This window comes from Curvibacter lanceolatus ATCC 14669, assembly GCF_000381265.1.
Lineage (GTDB): Bacteria > Pseudomonadota > Gammaproteobacteria > Burkholderiales > Burkholderiaceae_C > Curvibacter > Curvibacter lanceolatus.
The window spans coordinates 318,199-344,842 of the sequence record NZ_KB906257.1 but is presented as its reverse complement, the minus strand read 5'-3'; the positions used below and the strand labels follow the sequence as shown (position 1 = coordinate 344,842).

Annotated in this window: 19 protein-coding genes and 1 riboswitch; of the genes, 8 read left to right on the top strand and 11 right to left on the bottom strand. The window is 66.4% G+C overall.

What is annotated here, in order from left to right; all coding sequences use genetic code 11:
* Positions 1-3 precede the first annotated feature (3 nt).
* Positions 4-882, bottom strand: coding sequence for an alpha/beta fold hydrolase (locus F624_RS0112100; RefSeq protein ID WP_019574572.1), 879 nt, complete (start codon positions 880-882; stop codon positions 4-6).
* 86 nt (positions 883-968) lie between these two features.
* Between F624_RS0112100 and F624_RS0112095 the strand changes: the two genes are divergently transcribed.
* On the top strand, positions 969-1,943 hold the full coding sequence (locus F624_RS0112095) for a LysR family transcriptional regulator (RefSeq protein WP_019574571.1): 975 nt from the start codon (positions 969-971) through the stop codon (positions 1,941-1,943).
* On the opposite strand, the gene F624_RS0112090 is transcribed toward F624_RS0112095, so the two are convergent.
* The 3 genes from F624_RS0112090 to uvrC all read right to left on the bottom strand — a co-directional run bounded on the left by F624_RS0112090 (position 1,909) and on the right by uvrC (position 5,466).
* Positions 1,909-2,799 (bottom strand): DMT family transporter, encoded by an 891-nt coding sequence (locus F624_RS0112090; RefSeq protein WP_019574570.1) that lies wholly within the window; start codon positions 2,797-2,799, stop codon positions 1,909-1,911. The genes F624_RS0112095 and F624_RS0112090 overlap by 35 nt on opposite strands.
* The gene (pgsA, locus tag F624_RS0112085) at positions 2,796-3,359 is read right to left on the bottom strand and encodes a CDP-diacylglycerol--glycerol-3-phosphate 3-phosphatidyltransferase (protein WP_027475689.1); all 564 of its coding nucleotides are present in this window, start codon (positions 3,357-3,359) and stop codon (positions 2,796-2,798) included. Before pgsA ends, F624_RS0112090 begins: the two co-directional genes overlap by 4 nt.
* 145 nt (positions 3,360-3,504) lie before the next feature.
* On the bottom strand, positions 3,505-5,466 hold the full coding sequence (gene uvrC / locus F624_RS0112080) for an excinuclease ABC subunit UvrC (protein WP_031254811.1): 1,962 nt from the start codon (positions 5,464-5,466) through the stop codon (positions 3,505-3,507).
* Between the two features lie 91 nt (positions 5,467-5,557).
* Here uvrC and earP point away from each other — a divergent pair, with 91 nt between their 5' ends.
* The 3 genes from earP to F624_RS0112065 all read left to right on the top strand — a co-directional run bounded on the left by earP (position 5,558) and on the right by F624_RS0112065 (position 8,382).
* Positions 5,558-6,640, top strand: a complete 1,083-nt coding sequence (gene earP, locus F624_RS0112075) for an elongation factor P maturation arginine rhamnosyltransferase EarP (protein ID WP_019574567.1) — start codon at positions 5,558-5,560, stop codon at positions 6,638-6,640.
* A 182-nt stretch (positions 6,641-6,822) separates the two neighbouring features.
* Positions 6,823-7,377 (top strand): elongation factor P, encoded by a 555-nt coding sequence (gene efp, locus F624_RS0112070; RefSeq protein WP_019574566.1) that lies wholly within the window; start codon positions 6,823-6,825, stop codon positions 7,375-7,377.
* A 96-nt stretch (positions 7,378-7,473) separates the two neighbouring features.
* Positions 7,474-8,382 carry an NUDIX hydrolase gene (locus tag F624_RS0112065; RefSeq protein WP_245573616.1) on the top strand — a complete coding sequence of 303 codons (909 nt, stop codon included), beginning with the start codon at positions 7,474-7,476 and terminating at the stop codon, positions 8,380-8,382.
* 35 nt (positions 8,383-8,417) lie between these two features.
* Here the strand turns inward: F624_RS0112065 and F624_RS0112060 are convergent, their stop codons facing one another.
* The 3 genes from F624_RS0112060 to F624_RS0112050 all read right to left on the bottom strand — a co-directional run bounded on the left by F624_RS0112060 (position 8,418) and on the right by F624_RS0112050 (position 15,649).
* Positions 8,418-8,912, bottom strand: coding sequence for a GNAT family acetyltransferase (locus tag F624_RS0112060; protein WP_245573615.1), 495 nt, complete (start codon positions 8,910-8,912; stop codon positions 8,418-8,420).
* 22 nt (positions 8,913-8,934) lie between these two features.
* Positions 8,935-11,646 (bottom strand): DUF349 domain-containing protein, encoded by a 2,712-nt coding sequence (locus tag F624_RS0112055; protein WP_019574563.1) that lies wholly within the window; start codon positions 11,644-11,646, stop codon positions 8,935-8,937.
* Positions 11,647-11,890: 244 nt separating this feature from the next.
* Entirely contained in the window at positions 11,891-15,649 is a 3,759-nt protein-coding gene (locus F624_RS0112050) for a DUF748 domain-containing protein (RefSeq protein ID WP_031254808.1), read from the bottom strand.
* Positions 15,650-16,336: 687 nt separating this feature from the next.
* On the opposite strand from F624_RS0112050, the gene F624_RS0112045 reads away from it, so the two are divergent.
* From F624_RS0112045 to nrdR, 3 genes are all read left to right on the top strand, one after another.
* Positions 16,337-17,158 carry a lytic transglycosylase domain-containing protein gene (locus F624_RS0112045; RefSeq protein WP_031254807.1) on the top strand — a complete coding sequence of 274 codons (822 nt, stop codon included), beginning with the start codon at positions 16,337-16,339 and terminating at the stop codon, positions 17,156-17,158.
* A 67-nt stretch (positions 17,159-17,225) separates the two neighbouring features.
* A riboswitch (ZMP/ZTP riboswitch) is annotated at positions 17,226-17,360 on the top strand.
* Between the two features lie 45 nt (positions 17,361-17,405).
* Entirely contained in the window at positions 17,406-18,650 is a 1,245-nt protein-coding gene (gene glyA, locus F624_RS0112040) for a serine hydroxymethyltransferase (RefSeq protein ID WP_019574560.1), read from the top strand.
* A 20-nt stretch (positions 18,651-18,670) separates the two neighbouring features.
* Complete coding sequence (gene nrdR / locus F624_RS0112035; protein WP_019574559.1) at positions 18,671-19,120, top strand: transcriptional regulator NrdR; 450 nt, start codon at positions 18,671-18,673, stop codon at positions 19,118-19,120.
* Between the two features lie 86 nt (positions 19,121-19,206).
* Here the strand turns inward: nrdR and F624_RS0112030 are convergent, their stop codons facing one another.
* The 3 genes from F624_RS0112030 to aroC all read right to left on the bottom strand — a co-directional run bounded on the left by F624_RS0112030 (position 19,207) and on the right by aroC (position 23,626).
* The gene (locus tag F624_RS0112030) at positions 19,207-21,177 is read right to left on the bottom strand and encodes an alkyl/aryl-sulfatase (RefSeq protein WP_157443435.1); all 1,971 of its coding nucleotides are present in this window, start codon (positions 21,175-21,177) and stop codon (positions 19,207-19,209) included.
* Between the two features lie 125 nt (positions 21,178-21,302).
* Positions 21,303-22,472, bottom strand: coding sequence for an MFS transporter (locus F624_RS0112025; protein ID WP_019574557.1), 1,170 nt, complete (start codon positions 22,470-22,472; stop codon positions 21,303-21,305).
* Positions 22,473-22,528: 56 nt separating this feature from the next.
* Positions 22,529-23,626 (bottom strand): chorismate synthase, encoded by a 1,098-nt coding sequence (gene aroC, locus F624_RS0112020; protein WP_019574556.1) that lies wholly within the window; start codon positions 23,624-23,626, stop codon positions 22,529-22,531.
* 149 nt (positions 23,627-23,775) lie between these two features.
* Here aroC and F624_RS0112015 point away from each other — a divergent pair, with 149 nt between their 5' ends.
* On the top strand, positions 23,776-26,016 hold the full coding sequence (locus F624_RS0112015; RefSeq protein WP_043425883.1) for a sensor domain-containing protein: 2,241 nt from the start codon (positions 23,776-23,778) through the stop codon (positions 26,014-26,016).
* Positions 26,017-26,085: 69 nt separating this feature from the next.
* Here the strand turns inward: F624_RS0112015 and F624_RS0112010 are convergent, their stop codons facing one another.
* Positions 26,086-26,538, bottom strand: coding sequence for a CBS domain-containing protein (locus F624_RS0112010; RefSeq protein WP_019574554.1), 453 nt, complete (start codon positions 26,536-26,538; stop codon positions 26,086-26,088).
* Between the last annotated feature and the right edge of the window lie 106 nt (positions 26,539-26,644).

The window sequence follows — 26,644 nt, the reverse complement described above, 5'->3', positions numbered from 1 at the left end:
GGTTCAACTCCTGAAAAAATCAAATGCTTCCTGCAGCAGCAGGGTCGGTGCCTCTTCGGCAATGTAGTGGCCGCAGGGCAAGGCTCGGCCACTGAGCTGCGAGGCGCGCTCGCGCCACAGATCGAGTACTGCAAAGCTGGCTGCCACCGCGCCATGCTCACCCCACAACACACGCAGCGGCATGCTCAGCCCATGGCCGCGTGCGGCATCCAGCCGGTCATGCTCCAGGTCAAGGGTGGCGCTGGCCCGGTAGTCCTCGCAGATCGACTCGGCGGTGCCTGGCAATGCCGCACAACGTTCGTACTCGGCCAGTGCCGCCGGATCGAATGCCGCCAAACCCGCATGCCGCTTGCCCATCACGCCACGCACATAGCCCACCGGATCGCTGGCAATCAGTGTCTCGGGCAAGGGGCTGGGCTGAATCAGGAAGAACCAATGCCAGTAAGCGCGAGCGAAGGCTTCCGTGGTGCCCTCGTACATCGCCAGGGTGGGGGCGATGTCGAGCAGCATCATGCGCTCCACCGCCTCGGCGTGGTCCAGCGCCAGCCTGTGCGCCACCCGGGCACCCCGGTCGTGGGCCAGCACCTGGAAGCGCTCAAAGCCGTGGTGCCGCATCACGGCCAGGGCGTCGCGTGCCATCTCGCGCTTGCTGTGGGCCCCATGGCCCGCCGTCGCGCCAGGGCGCCCCGAATCCCCATAGCCGCGCAAATCCATCATCACCACCGTGAAGCGGGTGGCCAACTCATCGGCCACCCGGTGCCACATCACATGGGTCTGCGGATGCCCATGCAAAAGCAGCAGCGCCGGCCCCTGACCGCCACGCCAGGTGCGCAACTCAAGGCCCTCGCGCAGCACCGTTTCGGTGGAGAAATTGTCAAACATCTGTCTCGTTGCCTTCTTGGTTGGCCCCAACTCTATCGCGGCTCAAGGCAATAATCCGGCAAGCAATCATTTCCAAAGAGGAAAGAATGGATCGATCAGACCTGGAGCTGGTACTGGCCATACGACAGCATGGCAGCCTGTCATCGGCAGCACGGGCCCTGCATGTCACCCCACCGGTGATCACCAAGCGTCTGGCGGCCCTTGAGGGCCTGCTCCGGGTGCAACTGTTTCAGCGCACCACGCGCAAAGTCAGCCCCACAGCCGATGGCGACGCCTTGTGCGAGCACGCACAAGCCTTGCTGCAGGGCTTTCAACAAGCCGAGGCCGAATTGCGCGAGCGCCAGTCCGAGCCCACCGGCCTGATCCGCCTGGCCGCCACCTTCGGCTTTGGGCGCCTCTGGGTGGGCCCGGCAGTGGCAGAGTTTCAGCAGCGCTACCCCCGGCTGCAGATTCAACTGCATCTGGTCGAGCAACTGCCTGACTTGACGGTGGAGGGTTACGACGGCGCCATCTGGCTGTGGAACGTGCCCGGGCAGCGGGCCGGCGAGTGGATATCGAAGCGGCTGGCACGCAATCAGCGTGTGCTGGTGGCCTCACCGGCCTACCTCAAAGCCCACGGCGAGCCGGCCAGCGCCGACGACCTGGCCCTGCACCAATGCCTGGTGGTGCGTGAAAACGGTGGCGACCCGGCACAGCGCTTTGACCACTGGACGCTGCAATTCAGCCAGGGGCGCCGCAAGGCCCTGCACCGCGTCACCGTGAAAGGCGCGCTGAGCAGCAATTCAGGCGAGTTGGTGCGCGACTGGTGCCTGGCAGGCCAGGGCATCATGCTGCGCAGCCTTTGGGACATCGCGGCCGCCCTGCAAAGCGGCGAACTGGTGCGTGTGCTGCCGGATCACGCCATGGCCGATGCAGACATCCACTGGCTGGCCCCCTGGCAGGCCCGCACCCCCAAGCGCGTGCGTCTGCTGGTCGACTTTCTGCACAACCGCTTCCAGGGCGAGCCCTGGAAGATCGGCCCTGCCCTCAAGCCCGGCGTGGTGCTCGCACCACCAGGCTGACCCCCACGGCCGTCAAGGCCGTGCCCGCCAGCGTCAGACCGGTGATGGGCTCTCCAAAAAGCAACCAGGCCAGGGCCGCAGTGCACGGTGGCACCAGGTACAACAGGCTGGTGACACTGGTGGCCGCCCCGCGTTGGATCAACAGGTAGAGCAAGGAGCTGGCCCCCAAGGACAAGGCCAGCACGGACCAGGCCACGGCGCCGATCAACTCGGGCGTCCAGGCGATGGCCTCGGGCTCCAGCCAGGCCAGGGGCAGGCTGACCAGCAGGGCCGCCCCCAATTGCACGGCGCTGGCGCTGCGCACATCGCAAGGGGTCACGTGCCGCTTCTGGTAAAGGGTGCCGATCGTGATGCTGAACAAGGCCATCACAGCCAAGGACAAAGCCTGCCACGAGGCCTCCCCCCCCTGCCCCATCTTCGCGCTGACCACCAGCACCAGGCCACCAAAGCCCAGCAAGAGGCCCAACCACTGCCAGCGGCTCACCCGGCTGCCATGCCAGGACATCCAGGCCGCGGTCAGCACAGGTTGCAAGCCCACGATCAACGACGACAAGCCCGAGCCCATGCCGGCCTTCACGGCCGCCCACACACCGCCCAAGTAACCGGCGTGCATCAGCACCCCGGTGACCGCCAGATGCCCCCACTGGGCGCGGCTGCGCGGCAACGGCACACCGGCCACAGCCACCCACGCACCAAAGCACAACACCGACAAGGCGTAGCGCACACACAAAAAGGAAAGCGGTGGGGCATGGGGCATGCCATAGCGGGCCACGATGAAACCTGTGCTCCAGATCAGCACAAACACTGCCGGCATGGCCGCGAGCCAGCGGCCATGCGCCTGGTCAGCCCCACTCATTTGACGCGGGCCCGGATCTCGGGAAGCGCTTTTTGCAGGTAGTACACCATCGACCACACGGTCAGCACTGCAGCAGCCCAGATGAGCCAGGTGCCACAGACGCCGGTGTCCACGCCCAGCAAGGGCCCGTCATATAGCAAGAACGGAATGGCCACCATCTGCACGGTGGTCTTGAGCTTGCCGATCATGTGCACCGCCACGCTCTTGGAGGCCCCGATCTGGGCCATCCACTCGCGCAGGGCCGAGATGGCGATCTCGCGCCCGATGATGATCAAGGCCACAAAGACATCGGCACGCCCCAGGTGCACGAGCACCAGCAAAGAGGCGCACACCAGAAACTTGTCGGCCACCGGATCGAGAAACGCGCCGAACGACGAGGTCTGGTTGAGCTTGCGCGCCAGAAACCCGTCCAGCCAATCGGTGGCCGCAAAGACCACGAACATCACGGTGGCGATCAGGTTGCGCGTGGCGGGGTCCAGGGGCGCGTAGAACACCCCCACGATCAAGGGAATCGCGACAATGCGCGTCCAGGTCATGATGGTGGGGATTGTGAAGAACATGGGCACGATTGTGTCACGGCTTGCGCCCCGCCTTGGGGCTTGATTGCAGCTTGAATGCGCCCCGGGTGGGCCAAGCGTGGCTTGCGCCCCACTTCAGACACCTGCAACAGGCCGGCGCGCCCACTTTCGGTGCCCCAGCGCAAGCTCAGCGCAAGGCCCGGTAGATCTCTTCGGCCAGGTCGCGCGAGATGCCCTCGACCGTGCACAGGTCCTCCACGCTGGCCGCTGCCACCCCCCGCACGCCGCCAAAACGCTGCAACAGACGGGCGCGCTTCTTGGGGCCAACCCCCGCGATGTCTTCCAGGCGGCTGGCGCCCACCCGCACCTTGGCGCGCTGGGCACGCATGCCGGTGATGGCAAAGCGGTGCGCCTCATCCCGGATCTGGGCCACCAGCATCAGGGCTGCGGAATCACGCCCCAGGTAGATCTTGTCGCGACCGTCTGCAAACACCAGCTCCTCCAGGCCCACCTTGCGCCCCTCGCCCTTTTCCACCCCCACGATGACGGACAGATTCAGGCCCAGGGATTCAAACACCTCGCGCGCCATCGACACCTGGCCCTTGCCACCGTCCACCAGCACCAGGTCCGGCAGCCGCGCCTGGCCCGGCGCGGGGGCGGCACCGCCCGCCTCGCGCAAGGCCTCGGCCACCTTGGCGTAGCGGCGCGTCAAGACCTGGCGCATGGCTGCGTAATCGTCCCCCCCCGTGATGCCCTCGATGTTGAAGCGCCGGTATTCGCTGTTCTGCATCTTGTGGTGCTGGAACACCACGCAAGAGGCCTGGGTCGCCTCGCCGGCCGTGTGCGAGATGTCAAAGCACTCGATGCGAAACGCATCCAGGTCTTCGGCCTCCAGATCCAGCGCCTCCACCAGCGCCCGGGTGCGGGCCTGCTGCGAGCCCTCTTCCGACAACAAGCGGGCCAGTTGCAGATCGGCATTGGTCTGTGCCATCTCCAGCCAGATGCGGCGTTGCTCACGCGGGTTGTGCACGGCGGCGATCCGCACACCGGTCTGCTCCGACAAGGTGGCCAGCAGCCGTTTGTTGACCGGCACGCTGGTCACCAGCAGCGGAGGCACCGGCACCCCGGGGTAATGCTGGGCAATGAAGGCCTCCAGCACCCGCACCTCCACCGGCACATCCACCGGCACATCCACCGGTGCCTGGGGTACGGCTTCGGCAGGGGCGTCGGTGTCGGCAGGCGCCTCCGCATCGTCCAGCAGACCGAGGTTGACCGCATCCTCGACATGCACCGGAAAATACGGCCGGTCGCCCAGGTGTCGCCCACCCCGCACCATGGCCAGGTTGACGCAGGCCCGCCCGCCCTGCACGCGCACGGCCAGGATATCGGCGTCCTGGTCCGAGCCGGTGTCCACCGCTTGCTGGTGCAAGACCCGCGACAAGGCGCTCATCTGGTTGCGGATCTCGGCCGCCTGCTCGAACTCCAGCCGCTCGGCATGCGCCATCATGCGCGACTCCATCTCGGCCATCACCGCCTGGGCTTCGCCCCGCAGGAAACGCTCGGCGTCGGCCACATCACGGGCGTATTCTTCAGCCGACACCAGGTCCACACACGGGCCCGAACAACGCTTGATCTGGTAGAGCAGGCAAGGCCGGCTGCGGTTGTTGAATACGGTGTCCTCGCAGGTGCGCAGTCGAAACACCTTTTGCAGCAGCTGGATGGTTTCCTTCACCGCCCAGGCACTGGGGTAAGGGCCGAAGTACCGGTGCTTTTTTTCAACAGCCCCGCGGTAATAGGCCATGCGCGGGTAGGCATGGCTGGCCAGTTTGAGGTAGGGGTAGCTCTTGTCGTCCCGGAACAGGATGTTGTACTTGGGGTTCTGCGTCTTGATGAGGTTGTTTTCCAGCAGCAGCGCCTCGGCCTCGGAGCGCACCACCGTGGTCTCCATGCGCACGATCTTGCTGACCATGTGACCGATGCGTGTGCCCCCATGGTCTTTCTGGAAATAACTTGAGACCCGGCGTTTCAGGTTGAGGGCCTTGCCCACGTAGAGCAAGCCCCCATCAGCATCGAAATACCGGTAGACACCCGGCAGGGCGGGCAAGGCGGCCACTTCGGACAGCAGCTGTTCGGAATGCACATCAGACATGGGGTCGTATTGTGGCGCCACCCGGCCCACGAGCGGCGACAATGCGCCCCATCCTTCAACCCCGCGCGCAGCCTGACCTGCGCTCTCCAGCATGCTTTGGGACATTTTCTGCACCGTCATCGACAACCATGGCGACCTGGGCGTCTGCTGGCGCCTGTCGGCCGAACTGGCACGCCGCGGCGAACAGGTGCGGCTGTGGGTCGACGACGCCAGCGCCCTGGCCTGGATGGCACCACAAGGGCAGGCCGGGGTCACCGTTCTGCCCTGGCTCAGCCCCTTGCCCGCCGACAGGCTCGCCTCGCTGGCGCCGGCCGATGTGCTGGTCGAGGCCTTTGGCTGCGAGATCGATGCAGGCCTGCTGGCCCGGCACCGGGCCCTGCGACCTGAGCAGCCTCGGGTGTGGATCAACCTCGAGTACCTGTCGGCCGAGGCCTGGGTGGAACGCTGCCACGCCCTGCCCTCGCCGGTGATGAACGGCCCAGCGGCCGGCTGGACCAAATGGTTCTTCTACCCCGGCTTCACGCCCGCCACCGGGGGGCTGATGCGCGAGCCCGGCGTGGCTGACGAGCCCACACCCGAATGGCGGCTGGACCAACGCCAGCGCCTGGGCGCTCAGGCACAGCATTGCCTGGTCTCACTGTTCTGCTACGAGCCCCCTGCCCTGCCCGCCCTGCTGGCGCGCTGGCAGACCGAAGGCCAGGCCGGACAGCCCGTGCACCTGCTGGTCATGCCTGGCCGCCCTGCAGCGGCCGTGAGGGCCGTGCAAGCCGAGCCTCCCGCTTTCGCTGAAGGCACCGATTGGCTGCGCCTGGCCTGGCCCGAAGCGGTGCCCCAAGCCGAGTTCGACCGCACTTTGCGCGCCTGCGACCTGAATTTCGTGCGCGGTGAAGACTCGGTGGTGCGCGCGCTGTGGGCCGGGCGGGCCCTGGTGTGGCACATCTACCCGCAAGACGATGAGGCCCACCGAGACAAGCTCGGCGCCTTTCTCGACTGGCTCGACGCGCCGCCCTCGCTGAGGCAGTTCCACGAGGTCTGGAACGGGCTGAGCGCCGCACCGCTGCCGCCGATCGACCTGCCCGAATGGCAAGCCTGCGTGCAGGCAGCACGCGCCAAACTGCTGGCCCAAAGCGATCTGGTCACACAGCTTCTTCGTTTTTGCACAGAAAAACGATAAAATCCTGGGTTTTGCGCAGCACGGGCGTTTCAGCTCAAAGCCTGCTGGTGCGCAGTTCCCCGGACAGCGCCGCATCGTCTCTGCTGTATCTACTGGAAACAGTGGAAAACAGCGAAGAATGACGGCAGCGCGCCAGGAAACCCCGATTCAAGCCCAACAGGCCCGCAGGGCCCTACATTTTTATGAAAATTGCTCAAGAAATCCGCGCCGGCAACGTGATCATGCACGGCAAGGACCCGATGGTCGTGCTGAAGACTGAATACAGCCGTGGCGGCCGCAACTCGGCCACCGTGCGCATGAAGCTCAAGAGCCTGATCGCCAACTTCGGCACCGAAGTCGTGTTCAAGGCCGACGACAAGATGGACCAGGTCATTCTGGACAAGAAGGATTGCACCTACTCGTATTTCGCCGACCCCATGTATGTCTGCATGGACAGCGAATACAACCAGTACGAAGTCGAAGCCGAAAACATGGGCGACGCCCTGAACTACCTCGAAGACGGCATGGCTGTTGAAGTGGTGTTCTACGAAGGCAAGGCCATCTCGGTCGAACTGCCCACCAGCATCGAACGCGAAATCACCTGGACCGAACCCGCCGTCAAGGGCGACACCTCTGGCAAGGTCCTGAAGCCTGCCAAGATCGCCACCGGCTTCGAAATCCCGGTGCCGTTGTTCGTCTCGCAAGGCGATCGCATCGAAATCGACACCCGCACCGGCGAATACCGCAAGCGCGTGTAAGCGGCCCCGGCCACTGTTTGAAAGCCACCCTCGGGTGGCTTTTTTCATGGGTCATCGCGGAAAACCCGGACACCTGGGTGGCACACACAGCCGTCCGTGACCGCGACAATGCCGGTCATGGTCATCGAAATCAACTCAGAAACCGTGCTGGGCGCCCCCAGCCCCTCCTCCTCCGTGATCGTGCTGCGCGATGGCCCGGCCGGCCTCGAGGTGCTGCTGTTGCGCCGCCACAGCCGTTCCGCCGTGCTGGGCAATGCCCACGTCTTTCCGGGTGGCAAGCTGGACGCTGCCGACGAACAAGCACTGGCCTTGGCCTGCGACCAGCCGATCGAACAACTGCCCAGCACCCTCAACGAACCCGACCTGGCCCCGGCCACCGCCCTGGGTCTTTATGTGGCGGCCCTGCGGGAAACCTTCGAAGAATGCGATCTGCTGCTGGGGAGCCCCGCCCAGGGTGAGGCCCTGCAACAGGCGCTGGACCGCCTTCATGCGGCCCAGCCGCTGCTCGACACCTTCGAAGCTCTGGGCTTGCCCCTGCCCACGCGGGCCCTGCACCCCTGGTCGCGCTGGATCACGCCCAAGGTGCCCTCGGTGACCAACAAGCGCTTTGACACCCGGTTCTTCGTGGCCAAGGCCCCTGTTGGCCAGATTGCGGCCCATGACAACCACGAAGCCACCGAGACCCTGTGGATCCGCCCTGCCGAGGCCCTGCAGCGCTACTGGAACCACGACATGGACCTGGCGCCACCGCAGATCATGACCCTGAGCCAATTGGCACGCTTCGAGCAGGCCGATGAGGCACTGACCAGCGCCCGGCAACGCGCACCGGCCCTGATCGAGCCCGAACCCTTCGACCAGGACGGCCAACGGGTGATCTGCTACCCGGGTGACCCACGGCGCAGCCGGTCTGAGCCGATCTGGCAGGGGCCGACACGGCTCACCTACCGCAACAAGCGTTTCGAGCCCGAAGGCGGCCTGGCTGCGCTGCTACCAGCGGGCGCCTGAGCCCGCGCCGGTATCGAACGCTCCAACGCTCCAAGTCAGGTGTCAGGAATCAGGCGCTTGCCCAGGCTGACCGAGGCGTCAGCACTGAAACCCAGACGGGCATAGAAATCGAGCACCGCCGTGTTCTCGGCGCGCACCATCAGGTTGATCTTGGGACAACCGAGCGCCAGCAACTCGGCCTCGACCCGCTGCATCAGCAGGCGGCCCAGGCTGTGACGCTGCCAGGCCGGGTCGACCGCCAGGTAGTACACCCAGCCCCGGTGGCCGTCATAGCCCGCCATCACGGTACCGATCAGTCGCTCGGCCTCGCCCGGCTGGGCGCCAGGCAGCACCGCCACCAGAAACAGCTCGGGTTGCTCGGCCAGCTTGCGGGCGATGTCCTTGTGCGGGTCGTTCCAGGGCCTGAGCAGGCCACAAGCACCCCACAAGGCCACCGCCGCCGGCTCATCGGCCGGGTGGAACACCCGGATGTTGAGCCCGGGCAGCGGCGCACGCTCCTGCACACCTGCTTTCGAAGACGTGTCAGACACGAGCCGCCCGCCCCTCATGCGTTCAGCGCAGCAAGGCCTTGAGGGCGTTCTGTAGGCGACGCGCCGTGGCCGGGTCGCTGGCCGAAGCCAGCACCGTGGCCGCATCCTGGCCCCAGGTCTGTTGCGGCGAGGGGTCGTTGCGGCGGGTCAGCAACTGCAACTGCAGCGTGCGGCGAGCGTTGATGTGCTCGGCCGGTGTCGGCACTTCGGCCGCCATCTCCAGGCGCAGCAAGGCGGTGGCAGCGTCGCCCTTGGGCGCAGCGCCGATGGCCTGGCTCCAGGCACCGCGCACAGCAGGGCTGACACGGCCACCCAGCTCCTGGGTGCCCGGCAGTTGCGCCGGATCGCGTTGCTCCCAGGCGCCCAACAACTGGGTCAGCGCCTCGCCATGGGCCTGGGCTGCCAGCTTGCGCAGGGCCAACTGGGCATGCTCCAGAGCCTCGCGCTGGGCGCGGAAGGCGGTGTCGCCCAGACGCGGGCCGCGGTCTTCGCGGGGCGCGCCGCGATCGCCGCGGTCGCCACGATCAAAACGGGGGCCGCCGCGTGCGTCATCGCGCGGGCCGCGCGCACCGTCACGGCCACCATCACGACGTTCACCCGGACGGCCCGGACGGCCCGCCGGCGCGGGCTCGGCCTTCTTCATGCCGGGGCGGTCATCGCCACGCACAGCCACCACCTTGCGCGGTGCCGGGGCGGGCTTCGGAGCCTCTTCGGCCGGAGCCTGCTCGGCAGTGCCCTCAGCCGCATCACCCTCAGCTGCCGCCACCACAGGAGCCTCAGCAGCCGGTGCCGCCTCGGCGCCTTCGGCGGCCACAGCGGCCGCCACGGCCTGCTGAGCCTGGGCCTGGCCTCGCAGGGCCGCGTCCAGCGCCGCCATGGCGGCACGGATCTTCTGGGCATCGCCGCTGGCATTGGCCGCTTCGAGGGCCTTGGCAGCGTCCAGCACCACCTTGTCGCGTTCGCTCAGGGCGGCCGAGGCTTTTTCACGCTCGGCGCTCTTACGGTTGAAGGCTTCGTCAATCGGCTTGCGGAAGGTGTCCCACAGCTTTTGTTCATGTTTGCGGTCCAGCGGCACGGCTTGGGCCTCAGCCTGCCAGCGCTGCTGCAGGGCCTTGACGGCGTCGACCCGCAGCGAGGCTGCCGCCCCCAGGGCCTTGGCCTCATCGATCATGGCGTGGCGCACGGCCAGGCTGGCCTTCTGGGCCGCTTCCAGCGGTGCAGCAGCGGCGGCAATGGCTTCCTTCCAGAGCGGCTGGATCTCGGCAAAGGCCTTTTCACCCAGGTGCCCGGCATCGCGCCAGCGGTCGCTGAATTGGTACAAGGCGCGGTTGATGGCCTTCCAGTCGGTGCTGGCGGCATGGGCTGCGGCCCAGGCCTTGAGCTCTTCGATCAGCGCCAGGCGCTGGGCCTTGTGCTCAGCGGCATCGGTCTTGATCTTCTCGAGCCAGACTTCGACCACCTTGTGGGCTTCGTTGCAGGCCTCGTCAAAACGCTTCCAGAGCGCGTGGTTCGGTGCGCCGCCTTGGTCGGTCTGCTTCCACTGGTCACGCAGGGCGCGCAGGGTTTCCTGCATCTTGCGCCCGCCCAGGGCCTGGCCTTCAGGGCGGTTCAGCAGGGCTTCAGCGCGGCCCACCAGGGCCTCGCGCACCTGATCGGCACTCCAGCGCTGCCAGCCTTCGAGTTCACCGGCCGCCACCAGGGCGGTGTGCACTTGGTGCTCCAGGGCGGCATCGATCAACTTGCCGTGGTCCTTGAGCACGGCACGCAGGGCGGACGCCGCACCGGCGCTGCCCTTGCCATGACCTTCGGCGGTTTCTTTTTCGAGGCGTTCCAGGGCCTGACGGACGATGTTCGAGGCCTTGTTGCGCAACTCGGGGGGCACGGCCGGGCGCGCAACGCGGGCCGGCTTGGCGGCCGCAGCGCTGGCGGCAGCGGCTTCAGAGGCTTCGGTGGGCAGGCCACGGGCCACGCGCAGCTCATCGGCCCAGACAGGCACGGTGGGCAGCGGCGCCGCAGCATCTTCAGAGGCGGCCAAGGCTTGGGCAATGGCCACCTGGAAAGCCTCCCAGACCACCAGCAACTGGGCACGGGACGCGTCCAGCATGGGCGGGAAGCGAGCATCGACGCTGGCCCAGGCACCGTCGCCGGTGAGGCCTTGAGCCTGGTCCTGCCAGGCCTGCACGTCGCCGCGCAAGCCTTCGAGCACGGCATGGGCATCGCGCCAGGGCTTGGTGGAGAGCACTTCGATGCGTTGGGCCAGCAGCACGGCGGCCTCACGCTGCACCTGAACGCGGTGCTGCAGGTCTTCGATCACCTTGACGCGATCGGCCAATTGCACCTTGAGCACCGACAGCGGCTCGCGGCTCAGCGGAGCGCCTGCCTTGGCGGCATCGCGCTGCCAGGCCATGGCGTCGGCAATGTTCAGCCGGGACGCCGACAGCAGCGCCTGGGCCTTCTCGGCCCACTCGGCGGCAATCACTTCCTGGCCCTTGGCGCGCTTGAGCTCGTCCAGGCGCTCACGCACGGGGCGGGCTGCACCCTTGTCGCGCACGCTGAGTTCCTTGAACACCTCCTGCAATTGGCTTTCGGCCGGATTGCCCGCCAGCCACTCGCGGATGCGCGAGGAGCGCTCACCCGAGGTGGGGGCAGAAAAGGCACCGCCCGTGAGCGCGTCCAGCGGGTGGACTTCTTGGGCTTTGGCCGGAGCCGGGTTCACTTCAGGAGCTTCGGACATTTTGTTGCGGGAAGAAAAACTGAACATTTTGTAGGTCGGTAAACACGGCGCGCCGCCGGATCAGGCGGGCACGACGCCGTGACGCAGACATTTGCGCCACGGAATCAAAGCGCTATTTTCGCCGGAATTGGACAAGCCCCTCCAAACCGGCCGAGTGAAAGATGTCAACAGTGTTGCTGAGGGGCGCCAAAGCAGGCCTGCAGCGGCCTCCCACCAGGGCTTGCAGCCGCTCGACCGCCCCCCTTCAACGCGTGTCCAGCAACAGTTCGGCCGAGGGGGTCCATGCGGCTTCGTTGCGCAAGGTCTTGGGCGCCCCCAGAAACAGGCGGTTCACCGGCACCGCGCGGCCCAGCAAATAGTCACGAACCACCACACCCCGCTGCATCGCCAGGGGCTGCAAAAGCTCGTCCGACACCGGCACGCTGGCCAGCAACAGCGCCTCCATCTCGGGCCCCGGCAGATCCTTGGCCAGGCCCAGCAGATTGCGAGGCTTGGGCAGGTCGGCGCGCTGGTACACGGCTTTGAGCAAAGCGGGCTGCTCCGCCTCGGTCACAGCCTCCACCTCGGTGCCCTTGTGCCCCGCCAGCACGGCCTGCCGACGCTTCTCGGCCAGCATCATCTGCGCCAGTTGCTGACGGCGATAGCCCTCGCGCTCCACCTGCACATTGACCTGCCCCACCACGGTGAGCTTGAGTGCCGGCCGGTCCTGCAAGGCCTGAGCGACCTTGTCCAGGCGCTGCCGGGCATCGGGCATCAGATCGGCGCCCCCCGGCGCGAAGGCGATTTCATTGCTCTCGGATTGACCACCGCCGAATGCATTGGCCAGCAGGCTGAAAGGCGACGTGATGGCCTTGGCCACCAGATTCAACAGCAGCCGCCCCACGATGGGCGCCAGGCGGAAATCCGGGTCGTTGAGCGAGCCACTGATGGGCAGGTTGATGTCGATCACCCCATCGCGGTCGGCCAGCAAGGCCACGGCCAGCTTCACCGGCAGCGAGGCGGGCGCCCCTTCAACCTGCTCGCCAAAGCTGAGCTGGTTCAGGATGATGTTGTTGCTCGCGCTGAGGCGCCCATCGGGGTCGATCTTGTAGGCCACGTTGACGCTGAGTTTGCCGCGCTCGATGCCATGGCCCGCGTATTTGATGGTGTAGGGCGAGAGCGGCGGCAGATCCAGCTCGTGCACCTTGCCCTGGATGTCCAGCGCCAGCGGTGTGGCCAGCGGATTGAGCTTGCCCGACACCTCCAGGGAGGCCGTGCCCTCGGCGCGGCCCCGCAGCTCGAGATCGGCCAGGCCGGCACTGCCAGCCTCCAGCACCGACGAGAAGGCCCCCAGACGCCCGGTCAACTCGCTGAGGCTGGCCGAATAGTTGGGCCGGACAAAACGATCCGAGAACAACACCCGCCCATTGAGCATGGTGATCGGGCCCATGCGGATCACGGGCTTGCTGGCTGCGGCAGAAACCGGTGCAGCCGGTGCTGGTGGCATTGGTGGCGTTGGCGGCACCTTCGCCGCCGCGGCACCCTTGACCGGCGTGGGCGCCGGCGCGCTGCTGCGCACCAGATTCTGCAAATTGATGCGCCCCTGGTCGTTGATCACCACGCGGGCATAGAAATCACTCAGCGCGGTTTCGCTGATCCCCAGCGTGAGCGGTGTGCCGGGCTGCAGGGCCAGGTCAATGCCCCGCAGGCTCAGGGCCTTCCAGCTCAACAACTCGTCACTGGTGGGCGGGCCCGCGTCGGTGCCAACCTGGGCCAGCACGCTGTTGGCCCGCACATCCTCCAGCGCACCATCACCCTTGACCCGCACGGTGGCCCCGGCAGCGGCCACGGCCACGGCCACGGCCACGTCCAGGTTGCCCCGGAAACTCGCGTCCGCCCGCGGCAGCTCCAGGTTCAACACATCGCCAAAATAGGGCTCCACCGCGTGCAAAGGCAGCCGGTTGAACTCCAGTCGCCCCTGGGTGGAGAAAGGCACCAATTTGACCCGGCCCTTGTAATCCAGGCGCCCCGGCTCGGCGGCGGCCGCGCCATCACGCCCAGGCGCCCCCAGACGGGCGCTCACCTGCAGCTCGACCGGCTCCACACCCAGCCCATTCGGGCCGCCGCTCAAAGGGCCGGCCTGCAACTGCAAGGCCGCGGCGTCCAGCGCCACCCCGCCTGGCTTTCGGGCCACCACGGCCGTGGCATCGCGCCAGCCCAGGCTGCCATCGCGCAAGGCCAATTGCCCCAGACGCCATTGCCAGCCGGGTGGCTGGGCGGAGGCCGGCGCTGCACGCTCAGCCTCAGCACCCGGGCCCCGCACCGGCGACGCGGCAGCTGCCTCCTGGGTCTTGAGCCAAGGCTCGAACATCCAATGCCCCTGCGCATCTCGGGACACCGTGGTCCGGGGCCCGCTGAGGCTCAGCACCCCCACACTGGCCGTGCGCTGAGCCAGATCGACACGGGTGTCGCTCAGACTCAGCTGGTCCCAGGCAGCCAGGTCTTGCTCGCCCTGCTTCAGACGCAAGGCATCCACCGTGAGGCTGCTCAACTGGAACGCCAGATCCGGGGCACGCCAGCCCAGGCCGCCCACCAGGCTGAGCCGCCCTTGCAGGATCGGGTTCAGGTAACGCGCCAGGTAGGGCGCAGCCGCCGCCAGCGGCAAGCCCTCGGCCCGCAAGGCCACGGCAGCAGCCCGGTCGGTGCCCTGACCTGCGAAATGCAAGCGCCCGGACACCGCGCCAGAAGCGGCGCCGCCCAACACCAGACTGCCTTGGAAGCGGGCCGGCGCCCGCAGGGGCCAATGCAGGGCTTCGACCTGCAGCGCCACATCAGAGGCCGAGAGCACCGCCGCGGGCTGGGTGCCCTCGTCTCGCCACCCCACACGGGCATGCTGCAGCGCGATGCGGTCCACCTGAACGTTCCAGCCGACCTCGGCCGAGGTGGCCTTCGCAGGTGCGGCTTCGGCTTGGCCTGCCGCTGGGGCCGCTGGGGCCGCTGGTGCCGGGGGGGCCGAGGCCGTCAACCACGCGAACTGACCGTTGACGTCACGACGCAGGTCCAGAGACGGGCCATCCCACTGCACCGAGCGCACATGCACCGAACGCTGCAGGGGCTGCAGCTCGGCCAGATCCACCACCAGCGACGGGAAGGCGAGCAAAGGGCTGCCCAGCGCGTCGTTCACGCGCACATCCTGGGCCCCCAGGGTGCCCGACAGCACCAGCTTGGGCTGGGGCGCCTGCTCGAACACCAGCTTCAGATCCGCCTCGAGCTGGCCCGCCGCCAGGCGCACCGGCAAGGCCTTGGGCCAATAAGGCAGGAAGGGCGCGAGGTCGAGCCGCGCCATGTGCGCCTGCACCTCCGCGTGGCGGCTGTCGGCAAACGGCGTGGCCTGGGCGGACCAGTCAAAAGCGGCACCGTCCAGTTGAAACGCCAGGCGGGGTTGTACCAGCACCGCACGGCCTGAATCAAAGTTGCTCAGAAAGGGCAGCCCAAGCTGCAAGGCCGTCAGGTGGTGGTCCTGACCGGCCACGGTATCGCGAAAATCGATCGCCCCCTCCACCAGACTCAGGTTGTGCAGGGCAAAGCGCAAAGGCGCCGCCGCCGGGTCCGAGGGCTGGCTGGCCAACGCGATCAGATCATCGATGTCGTAGTGGCCCGGCTGGGTGTGGGTGAGCAGCAGGTGGGGCCGTTCGACCACCAGGGCATCGAGCACCGGCGCCAGGCGCACCAGGGACTGAAGCTCCATGTCTATATAGAGACGCTCCACCGCCAGTTGCTCGGCATCCCCATCCAGGGTGCGGACCACCAGATCGCGCAACGTGAGCTCCAGGCTCCAGGGGCGGAAATCCACCTCGGCCACACTCACCTGCCGCCCCAGCGCCTCGCTGGCGCGCGACGCGACCAGATGCCGCAACAGCGAGGGCACCAAGGCCCAGGACACGGCCCAGACCAACAAGATGCCCACTACACAAAAAACGCCCCGTCGAAGCCACGGGTTCTTGCTCAAAGACGCCAGATTCATGGGCAGCATTGTGCTGCGGCCAGCGCCGGCGCATCGAGGGAAATTTCACGAAAGCGTGCCGCACGCGCTGGAACCCGCCAATAAGAAAGCCCGACAGACCGAACACTCGATCTGCCGGGCTTGACGGCTGGCTAAAGGGCCTTTGCCGTCAGACATGCAAGCGGGAGAGAACAGTCCCAGCTTGCAGGGAAGGCAAGAGATTGCCTTCTGGGTTTGCCGGGTTCGCTTCGTCATCGCCACCCCGTCATACGCAGGGTGTGGACTGTCACTTGCCGACGGTCGCCTGAAACGCTCAGGCCACTTCAGGATAGTTCTCGGAAGAGCTGATTCAAGATGGGAATTCCAATCGAGAAATGGGTTTCGATTGAATTTTGCAACGACTGTATGGACGTCCAGATATGGGCTCCTATACCCCATTTTTAATATCGTTTTCGACATAACAAATCAATTCAATACTGTTGACTTGTTATTTGCAATGCTTCTAGAATCCGCCCGTCCCCAAAAACAGGGGACAACCCGAACCCGCTGCCGACCCCGGCTAAGTCAGTTCACCCCTTTGCAACCCCCTTGGGTGCCCCGGTGAACCTGATGGCGTACCAATCCAAACGAGGGTTGGTTCACGGCACACACCGCTGCTTGCGCAGCCCGTGCCGCCGCGAACCACCCCACGCGTAGAAAGGAAGAGCTATGACAGCGTTAGGTCAAATCGCCCGAGGCTTGCGAACATTCGCATCCGATATCGCCGAAGGTTTTTTTGAGATCACACACAACGGTTTTGCCCTGCTGGGCCTCGCCGTCGCCTTTGCTGTGATCACCCTGACTGCCCGCCCTGACTTGCGTCAGGCTGGCGAAGAAGAATTGATGGGCTGGCTTCAGTCCCGTCAGGAAGCCCTCACCGGGCTTCAAAACGAACGCGACGCCCGTGAACGCGCGACCGCCACCGACCCCCGGGCTTTGCCCAAGTCGCAGGCGGCCGTGGCCTATTGGCTGAGCCGCAAGTACCGCGTGGCCCCCGAGCCTGTGAGCGCCCTCGTGGCCGAAGCCTGGGAAGTGGGCAAGCGCAACAGCCTGGACCCGACGCTGATCCTTGCCATCATGGCGATCGAGTCGAGCTTCAACCCGTTCGCCCAGAGCGCCGTCGGTGCCCAGGGCCTGATGCAGGTCATGACCCAGGTGCACAGCGACAAGTACCAGGGTTTTGGTGGTCACCTGGCCGCCTTTGACCCGGTGGCCAACCTGCGGGTGGGCGTGAAGGTGCTGCAGGACTGCATCGCCCGCGCCGGCTCCATCGAAGGCGGCCTGCGCTTCTACGTGGGCGCGGCCAATGTCGAGGACGACGGCGGCTACACCGCCAAGGTGCTGGCCGAGCACAGCCGCCTGCAACAGGTGGCGGCCGGCCGCAACGTGCCCATCCTGACCCCGGTGCCGGCCCCTGTGGCCCCTGCCCCGGCGCGTGCGGCGGCCGCTCCGGCGGCCACCGAGAAGGTCGCTCTGCTGAGCCAATCCTGAGCACGCCCTGCAACAGAGCCGGCCTGTGGAGGCTGGCATGCAGGCCCGGCGCCGCATCAGTTACACTAGGCCGGTACGCGACTGGCGATAGGCGCAGGCTTCAGCTTCATGAGGCCTTGCCGCTGACGTGGGGTTACCACTGGGAAGCGTGCCGCTCCAGGGCCTTGGCCCGAGCGATCAGCCGTTCGCCTGGGCAGCCCTTGTTCTTCTCTTCCGAGCAACAGGGACCACGTCTTTAAGGACTGCCATGTACAACCGCAACATCCTCGTCGAGCAAACCGATCCCGAAATCTTTGCTGCCATCCAGGCCGAGAACGCTCGCCAAGAGCACCACATCGAGCTGATCGCCAGCGAAAACTACGCCTCGCCCGCCGTCATGTGGGCCCAGGGCTCCCAACTCACCAACAAATACGCCGAAGGCTACCCGGGCCGCCGCTACTACGGTGGCTGCGAGCACGTAGACGTGGCTGAACAACTGGCCATCGACCGCGTCAAGCAGATCTTCGGCGCCGATGCCGCCAACGTGCAGCCCCATTGCGGCGCCTCGGCCAACGAAGCCGTCTTTCTGGCCTTCCTGAAGCCCGGCGACACCATCATGGGCATGAGCCTGGCCGAAGGCGGCCACCTGACCCACGGCATGCCGCTGAACATGTCCGGCAAGTGGTTCAACGTGGTCTCGTATGGCCTGGACGCCAACGAAGCCATCGACTACGACGCCATGGAGCGCAAGGCCCACGAGCACAAGCCCAAACTGATCGTGGCCGGTGCCTCGGCTTACAGCCTGCACATCGACTTCGCCCGCTTCGCCAAGGTGGCCAAGGATGTCGGCGCCATCTTCATGGTCGACATGGCCCACTACGCCGGCCTGATCGCCGCAGGCGTCTACCCCAACCCGGTGCCGCACGCCGATGTCGTGACCAGCACCACCCACAAGAGCCTGCGCGGACCGCGTGGCGGCATCATCCTGATGAAGGCCGAGCACGAAAAGGCCATCAACAGCGCCATCTTCCCCGGCCTGCAAGGCGGCCCGCTGATGCACGTGATCGCGGCCAAGGCCGTGGCCTTCAAGGAAGCGCTGCAGCCTGAATTCAAGGCTTACCAGCAGCAAGTGATCACCAACGCCCGCGTCGTGGCCGAGACCCTGACCCAACGCGGTCTGCGCATCGTCAGCGGTGGCACCCAAAGCCACGTGATGCTGGTCGACCTGCGCGCCAAGGGGATCACCGGCAAGGAAGCCGAGGCCGTGCTGGGCGCCGCCCACATGACCATCAACAAGAACGCGATCCCGAACGACCCGGAAAAGCCGATGGTCACCAGCGGTATCCGCGTGGGCACCCCGGCCATGACCACCCGCGGCTTCAAGGACGAAGAAGCCCGCATCACCGCCAACCTGGTGGCCGACGTGCTGGACAACCCGCGCGACGAAGCCAACATCGCGGCCGTGCGCGCAAAAGTGAACGCCCTGACCGCCCGCTTCCCGGTTTACCGTTAAGTTCTGTTGGATCGCTGCTGATGAAATGCCCTTTTTGCGGACACGCCGAAACCCAGGTGGTGGAAACACGTGTCTCCGAGGACGGCAACTTCATCCGCAGACGCCGCCAGTGCGGTGCCTGCGAGAAGCGCTTCACGACCTACGAGCGGCCGGAGGTCAATTTTCCGGCCGTGGTCAAGAAAGACGGCCGGCGCATCGACTATGAGCACGCCAAGCTGCAGGCCTCGTTCAACCTGGCCTTGCGCAAGCGCCCGGTCAGCACGGTGCAGATCGACACGGCCATCGAGCGCATTGAAGAAAAGCTGCTCAACCTGGGGCAGCGCGAAATCGCCTCGCACCGCATCGGCGAGCTGGTGATGCGTGAGCTCAAGAAGATGGACAAGGTGGCCTACATCCGCTTTGCCAGCGTCTACCGCAGCTTTGAAGACATCGACGAGTTCAAGACCCTGGTCGATGAGGTTCGCAAGTAGGCCCTTGGCCCCATCCTGCGTTCACCCCACCCCAACAGGCCCCGAGATTCGGGGCCTGTTTTTTTGCGGCCTCAGCGACCCGACACCTAGCGAGGCGTGACCACTGGGAAACCGGGCTGGAACTCGTCGATCAGCCCCAGCAGTTCACCCACTTTCTCGCCCTTGCCGGTGATCTGCACCTTGCCGGCGCCCACCGCATCACGCAGGCTCAATTGCTTGGTGTTGATGGCATCGAGCACGCTGCGCGGCAGGGTCAGCGTGGCATCGGCCTGGGGATCGGTCTTGCCCTTCAGGTAGGTCAGGGCCGCGTTGTCCAGGGTCATGGCATAGCGCTGCTGGGTGTCGGTGAACACCCAGTTCAGCACGATGGTCTTGCCCGCAGCGCGCTGCCCGTCCAGGCGCACCCCCATGAAGTCAAACAGGTTCTCGATCGACAGGGCCTGCACCACGTCGGCACTGGAGCTGACGGTGGCGCCCTTGGGCACGCCGTTTCTCAACTCGCTGGCCCCTTGCAGGTAGGCGTTGCGCCAGGTCGCCGATTCGGCCTGGTAGCCCATCTGCTCCAGGGTGGCCGCCTGCAACTCACGGGCCTCGCGGTTGTCCGGGTCGCTGAACACCACCTGATTGACCACCTCGGCCACCCAGCGGTACTCGCCTTTGGCGAAATCGGCCCGGGCCTTGGCCAGCACCGCCTCGGCCCCGCCCATGTAGGCCACCCACTTGGCCGCAGCCGCCTGGGGCGGCAAGGGGTTGAGGTGGGCCGGGTTGGCGTCATACCAACCCAGATAGCGCTGATACACGGCGCGGGCGTTGTGGCTGACCGTGCCGTAGTAGCCGCGGGCAAACCATTCGCCGGCCAGGCTGGGCGGCAACACCAGTTCCTGGGCAATTTCATTGGGGGTGTAGCCCTGGTTGAGCAGGTGCAGGGTCTGGTCGTTGATGAACTTGTAGAGATCGCGCTGCTTGGCCAGCACACGGGTGATCTCTTCGCTGCCCCAGGTCGGCCAATGGTGCTGCGCTAGCATCACGTCGGCCCGGCCGGCGTAGCGCTCGCGCGCCTCGTTGAGGTAGCGGGCCCATTCATTGGCATCGCGCACCTGGGCGCCCCGCAAGGGGTACAGGTTGTGCAGGGTGTGGGTGGCGTTCTCGGCCATGTTCAGGGCCCGCAGCTGCGGGTAGTACATGTGCATCTCGGCGGGGGCCTCGGTGCCCGGGGTCAGCTGGAACTCCACCTGCACCCCGTCGATCACCTCGTTCTGGATGGGTTGGGTGATCAGCTTGGTGGGCGCGATCAGGGTGACCTGCCCGCGCGAGATGTACTTGCCCAGACCGGCATCGACTTGCTGGCGCTCACCGCGCGGCAGCACGTGGCCGAACTGGAACAGGGCACGCCGGCTCATCGCATTGCCGGCCAGCACGTTCTCGCTCACAGCCTCTTCCATGAAGCCCTGCGGGGCGTAGATGGCCACCCGCCCCGCGCCCACGTCTTGGGCCGAGGCCACGCCCTTCACGCCACCGTAATGGTCCACATGGCTGTGGCTGTAGATGACGGCCTTGACGGGCTTGTTGCCGCGGTGCTCCCGGTACAGGGCCAGGCCAGCCGCAGCCACGGTGTCGGTGGTCAGGGGGTCGACCACGATGAGGCCGCTGTCGCCCTCGATGATCGTCATGTTGGCCAGATCGAAGCCCCGGATCTGGTAGATGCGGTCGGTGACCTTGAACAGACCATGCAGCATGTTCAGCTGCGCCTGGCGCCACAAACTGGGGTTCACCGTGTCAGGCACCCGCTCCTGCTGCAGGAACTCGAAGCCCTTCAACGTCCAGGCCACACTGCCGTCTGGATTGCGGATGGTGGCCGCGTCCGGCAGGCTGGCGATGAAGCCACGCTGGGCGGCCTCGAAATCGCGCCGGTCTTCGCGCGGCAGGCCTTTCAGGGCCTCGGCCTGGGCAGACACGGTGGCGGGTTGCGCCGGCAGCGGCTGCTGGGCCCAGCCCGATTGAAGCGTCAAGGCCAGCAGGCTCAAGGCCACGGGCACAGCAAGTGATCTGATTTTCAAGGTGCGGCTCCTCACAAAATGAACGCCGCACGATCCTAGGCCAGCGCCGGTGGCCCCAGGTTCACCGAGGTGACGGCATCCGAACAAAGGCGGCCGGGGCCGACTCCATGGCACCGCGCCTGGGCTCAAGTGCGCAGGTGGTGCGCCAGCCGGTACAGGCGCCAGGCGCAGGCACTGCCCAGCAAGGCCATGGCGCAGGCAGCCCAATACACGCTGGAGAGCCCGAAGGCCTTGGCCAGAAAGCCCCCGCCCAGCCCCCCGGTCACACCCGACAGGCCATAGCCGATCACCGTGAACAAGGCCTGACCGCGCCCCCGCAGGCGCGCCGGAAAGTAGTGCGACACCAGGGCGATGCAGGCGGTGTGGTGGGCGGCAAAGGTCAGGGCATGCACACATTGCACCACCAGCAACACCGCCAGCGAAGCACCAAAAGCGGCCGTGAAGCCCATGCGCACGGCCATCACCAGACCACACAACACCAGCCAGACGGTCAGCGGCCAGCGGGGCAGCCAGCGGCTCTGGGTGAAGAACCAGCTCACCTCCACCACCACCGACACGGCCCACAGCACGCCGATCAGCGCCTTGCTGTAGCCCAGCGAGTCCAGGTACAGCGAGAAGAAGACATACAGGCTGACATGCGACAGCACATGAAAAAAGATCGAGGCGAAGAACCAGCGCACCTCGGGCTGGCGCAGCACCGGCCACACCGGCAAGTGTTCGTGCCGGGCTTGCTGCACGGCCTCGCGGTGGTCCGGCAGCCACCAGGTGCTGCCCACCACCGCCAGCAAGGTGAACAGGGTCCAGCCCGGGAAGTGACCCATGCCGAACAGCTCGAACCAGCTGCCCGCCGCAAACACCGTCAACAAAAAGCCCAGCGAGCCCCAGAGCCGAACCCGCCCGTAGCGCCTGGCGTCAAACTGCCCGCCCTGGCTCACCAGATGGGCCATGGCGGCCTCGCTCATGGGCATCATGGCGCTGGTGTGCGAAAACATCAGCAGCAGCACGGCCCCCAGCCACCACACACCGGCCTGGGGCCACCACAGGCCCAGCGACAGCACCAGGGCGGCCGTGGCGCTGTAACGCATCAGGCGCACGCGCTCGCCGGTGCGGTCAGACAGCGCGCCCCACACATAGGGCGCAAAAAGCCGGGTCAGCGACTGCGCCGAGGTCAGCAGGCTGATGGCCAGCAGCGGCAGGCCCAGGTCCTTGAGCCACAGCGGCAGATAGGGGTTGAAAAACCCGATGTGGGCGAAATAGCTGGCCGACAGCGCGCCAAAAGGCAGCAAGGCCCGCATGGACGCCGGCTGGGCCGGCGCCACCGAAGGAGCAGACACCGCCAGACCCTGCCGGTTCAGGCCGCAGAACCCGGGATCGGAGGCACCGGCAGGCGCACATCACCACATTGGGCGCGGTGGCGCAGCACATGGTCCATCAGCACCAGGGCCAGCAGGGCCTCGGCAATCGGCGTGGCACGGATGCCGACACAGGGGTCATGGCGGCCTTTGGTGACCACCTCCACCGGCTGGCCATTGACGTCGATCGATTCGCGCGGCGAGATGATCGAGCTGGTCGGCTTGATGCCCAGGCTGACCTCGATGTCCTGCCCGGTGCTGATGCCGCCCAGGATGCCGCCGGCGTTGTTGCTGCGAAAGCCCTCGGGCGACAGCGAATCCCCATGGTTGGTGCCGCGCTGGCTCACGCTGGCAAAGCCGGCACCGATTTCCACCGCCTTGACGGCGTTCAGGCCCATCATGGCGTGGGCGATGTCGGCGTCCAGGCGGTCGTACAGGGGCTCACCCAGGCCCACAGGCACGTTGGAGGCCACCACCCGGATGCGGGCACCGCACGAATCTCCGGCCTTGCGCAGCGCGTCCATGTAGTCTTCCAGGTTCTGGACGTCGGCCACCGGGGCGTAAAAGGGGTTGTTGGGCACGTGGTCCCAGCTTTCGAACGGGATCTCGACCTCGCCCACTGCCGTCATGCAGCCGCGCAGCACGATGCCGTGCTTCTCGAACAGCCACTTGCGGGCCACCGCACCGGCCGCCACGGTGGGGGCCGTCAGCCGGGCCGAAGAACGGCCGCCGCCGCGCGGGTCGCGCACACCGTACTTGTGCCAGTAGCTGTAATCGGCGTGGCCAGGGCGAAAGCTCTGGGCGATGTTGCTGTAGTCCTTGCTACGCTGGTCGGTGTTGCGGATCAGCAAGGCGATCGGGGTGCCCGTGGTCTGCCCCTCATAGACGCCGGAGAGGATCTCCACCGTGTCAGGCTCCTGGCGCTGGGTGACGTGGCGGCTGGTGCCTGGGCGGCGCCGGTCCAGCTCGACCTGGATGTCGGCCTCGCTGAGTTGCATGCCCGGCGGGCAGCCGTCGATCACGCAGCCGATGGCCGGGCCGTGGGATTCACCAAAGTTGGTGACGGAGAAAAGGGTTCCAAGGGTATTGCCGCTCATGTCGCGATTATCCCAGAGTGACGCGGGGCTGACCGCAGCTCACAAACGGCCCGGATGTAGCCGGCAAAACCCATGTAAATCCCTCCCTTCAACCTTGTTACACCCTGCTACGATGTGCTTAACAGGGGACATCCCAGCGCGAGACGCCCATGCCTTCAAGCCATCCGTCAGAGCCAGAACGGCAGCCAGCCCTGCCTGCCACGGCTGCACCTGCTCCGAAGGTGGACCAGGGCATGGTGGTTCATGCGCTGGACGCCAGCGACAGTGCCATCCTGATCACCGACGCCCGGCGACGCATCTGCTACGTGAACGAGGGCTTCACCCGCATGTTCGGCTACAGCCCCGCTGAGGTGCTGGGCCGTACTCCCGACGAGGTGCTGCTGGGGCGACACTCCGACCCGCACCTGCCCCAGGCCATCCGCGACGCGCTGGCGCTGCACGGCCACACCCGCATCGAAACCCTGGTCTATGGCCGCAACGGGCAGCCCCGCTGGGTGTCGATGGTGGTCAACCAGACCTCGCGGGCACTGAGCGGCACCCAGTCGATCACCGTGATGAACGACATCACGCTGACCAAGATGCACGAGGTGCTGCAGAAAAAGGTGCTCGAGGGCATGGTCAACGAGATCGCGCTGAGCGAGCTGATGAAACTGGTCTGCCGCGAGGTTGAACGCATCGCGCCCGAGGTCACGGCCACCATCCTGGCGGTCGATGAGAAGGGCTTTGTGCACCCGCTGGCCGCCCCGAGCATGCCCTCCTACATTGCCCAGGCCATCGAGGGCGCACCGATCGGGCCCAGCGCGGGCTCCTGCGGTACCGCGGCCTGGCGGGGCGAGCCGGTGCTGGTCACCGACATCGAGACCGACCCGCTGTGGGCCGGTTACCGGGCCGTTTTTGCGCCCACCGGCCTGAAGGCCTGCTGGTCCAGCCCGATCAAGAACCACCAGGGGCAGGTGGTGGGCACCTTTGCCTTCTACTTCCAGGACCACCGTGTGCCAGACGCGCTGCACCACCGGCTGGTCGAGGTCTGCCTGCACCTGTGCGCACTCGCCCTGGAGCGCGAGGCGGCCAGGGCACGCATCCACCAACTGGCCTACTTCGACGTGCTCACCGGCCTGCCCAACCGGGCCATGTTCCGCCAAAGCGCCGAACGCGCGCTCGACCTGCTGGCCCGGGAAGGCGGCTCGGCCGCCCTGCTCTACATCGATCTGGACCGCTTCAAACGGGTCAACGACAACCAGGGGCACGCGGCCGGCGATGCCCTGCTGTGTGAAGTCGCCGCGCGGCTCATGCGCAGCGTCCGGCCGCGGGACCTGTCGGGGCGCTTGTCCGGCGACGAGTTCGTGCTGCTGCTCACCGGATGTTCCGCCGAGCAAGCCGTGCAGACCGCCCAACGGGTGCTGGAGGCCCTTGGCGAGCCCGTTCAGATTGATGGACAGACCCATCAACCCCAGGCCAGCATCGGCATCGCCCTCTTCCCCACCGATGGGCCGGACATCGACGCCCTGCTGCGCCACGGTGACCAGGCCATGTACCAGGCGAAGAGCGACTCGGCCCACAGCCTGCGCTTGTTCAACCCCGAGATGAACCAGCGCACCCAGGCCCGGGCGGCGCTGGAGCTGGCCCTGCGCCAGGCCCTGCAGCTCGGCCAGCTGGGCCTGCATTACCAGCCCCAGATCCGCAGCGACGCCGCGCAAACCCTGTATGGCGTGGAGGCCCTGATGCGCTGGCGCCATCCCGAGTGGGGCATGGTGCCGCCAGACCGTTTCATCCCGGTGGCCGAAGACGCTGGCCTGATCCGCCCCATGACCGACTGGCTGGTGGACGAGGTGTGCCAGCAGCTGGTGCGTTGGCGCCAGGCCCGCCTGCCCGTGCCCCGGGTGGCGCTGAACCTGTCGGCCAAGAGTTTCCATGAGCCGGATTTTTCGGCCCGGCTGGAGGCCCGGCTGCGTGAACATGGCCTGCAGCCCGCCGATCTGATGCTGGAGATCACCGAGAGCGTGATGATGGACACCCGCTCCATCACGGCGGCCAATATCCAGGACCTGCATGCCCGGGGCTTTTACCTGTCGCTGGACGACTTTGGCACCGGCTATTCCAGCCTGAGCTACCTGCACCGCCTGCCCATCCAGGAACTCAAGCTCGACAAAAGTTTTGTGCAAGACCTGTCCACCAGCCAGGCGGCGCGCACCCTCACCCTGTCGGTCATGAGCATTGCCCGCAGCCTGAGCATCGAGGTGGTGGCTGAGGGTGTCGAAACCCGGGATCAACAGAGCTGGCTGCAAAGCCAGGGCGGGCCGGTGCTGCAGGGCTACCTGTTCAGCCGCCCCCTGCCAGCGCCTGAGCTGGAGCAGTGGCTGAAACAACGCAACGAGGTCGGGCTGAGCTGACCCCCCCAACGAAAAACCGGGCCCTGGGGCCCGGTGGTCGAGGGTGGCGGGCAGCGCGGCCCGCACCGATCAACTGGCGCTGTTGTCTTCCTCGGGCCAATCGCGGATGTAGGCCTTGAGCATCTTGTTTTCGAAGTTCTGGCTGTCCACCACGGCCTTGGCCACATCGTAGAAGCTGATCACGCCCATCAACATGCGCTGGTTCATGACGGGCATGTAGCGGGCATGGCGGTCCAGCATCATGCGGCGCACCTCGTCGAGGTCGGTTTCCGAGGTGCAGGTCAGAGGGTGGTCGTCCATGGCGCTGCGCACCAGGGTCGTGCCGACACCGCCGCCGTTCTTCACCACGGTCATGATGACCTCGCGGAAGGTCAGCATCCCGACCAGGTCGCCATGCTCCATGACGACCAGGGAGCCGATGTCTTTCTCGGACATGATCTGGATGGCCTTGGCCAGAGGCTCGTCGGGGGTGGCGGTGTAGAGCGTGTTGCCCTTGACCCGGAGGATGTCGCTGACTTTCATGTTTCGTCTCCTGGCGGTTGATTGGAAAGAATATAACGAAGAATTCGCCGTTCGCCGACCGATTTTGCAACCTTGATGACACGAGTTCGGCGAGTTGGCCGCCCAA

Bases quoted from the DNA above. Each gene is read 5' to 3' on its own strand.
- F624_RS0112100 (WP_019574572.1), bottom strand. From the start codon at position 882: ATGTTTGACAATTTCTCCACCGAAACGGTGCTGCGCGAGGGCCTTGAG.
- F624_RS0112095 (WP_019574571.1), top strand. From the start codon at position 969: ATGGATCGATCAGACCTGGAGCTGGTACTGGCCATACGACAGCATGGC.
- F624_RS0112090 (WP_019574570.1), bottom strand. From the start codon at position 2,799: ATGAGTGGGGCTGACCAGGCGCATGGCCGCTGGCTCGCGGCCATGCCG.
- pgsA (WP_027475689.1), bottom strand. From the start codon at position 3,359: ATGTTCTTCACAATCCCCACCATCATGACCTGGACGCGCATTGTCGCG.
- uvrC (WP_031254811.1), bottom strand. From the start codon at position 5,466: ATGTCTGATGTGCATTCCGAACAGCTGCTGTCCGAAGTGGCCGCCTTG.
- earP (WP_019574567.1), top strand. From the start codon at position 5,558: ATGCTTTGGGACATTTTCTGCACCGTCATCGACAACCATGGCGACCTG.
- efp (WP_019574566.1), top strand. From the start codon at position 6,823: ATGAAAATTGCTCAAGAAATCCGCGCCGGCAACGTGATCATGCACGGC.
- F624_RS0112055 (WP_019574563.1), bottom strand. From the start codon at position 11,646: ATGTCCGAAGCTCCTGAAGTGAACCCGGCTCCGGCCAAAGCCCAAGAA.
- F624_RS0112050 (WP_031254808.1), bottom strand. From the start codon at position 15,649: ATGAATCTGGCGTCTTTGAGCAAGAACCCGTGGCTTCGACGGGGCGTT.
- F624_RS0112045 (WP_031254807.1), top strand. From the start codon at position 16,337: ATGACAGCGTTAGGTCAAATCGCCCGAGGCTTGCGAACATTCGCATCC.
- glyA (WP_019574560.1), top strand. From the start codon at position 17,406: ATGTACAACCGCAACATCCTCGTCGAGCAAACCGATCCCGAAATCTTT.
- nrdR (WP_019574559.1), top strand. From the start codon at position 18,671: ATGAAATGCCCTTTTTGCGGACACGCCGAAACCCAGGTGGTGGAAACA.
- F624_RS0112025 (WP_019574557.1), bottom strand. From the start codon at position 22,472: ATGCGGGCCTTGCTGCCTTTTGGCGCGCTGTCGGCCAGCTATTTCGCC.
- aroC (WP_019574556.1), bottom strand. From the start codon at position 23,626: ATGAGCGGCAATACCCTTGGAACCCTTTTCTCCGTCACCAACTTTGGT.
- F624_RS0112015 (WP_043425883.1), top strand. From the start codon at position 23,776: ATGCCTTCAAGCCATCCGTCAGAGCCAGAACGGCAGCCAGCCCTGCCT.
- F624_RS0112010 (WP_019574554.1), bottom strand. From the start codon at position 26,538: ATGAAAGTCAGCGACATCCTCCGGGTCAAGGGCAACACGCTCTACACC.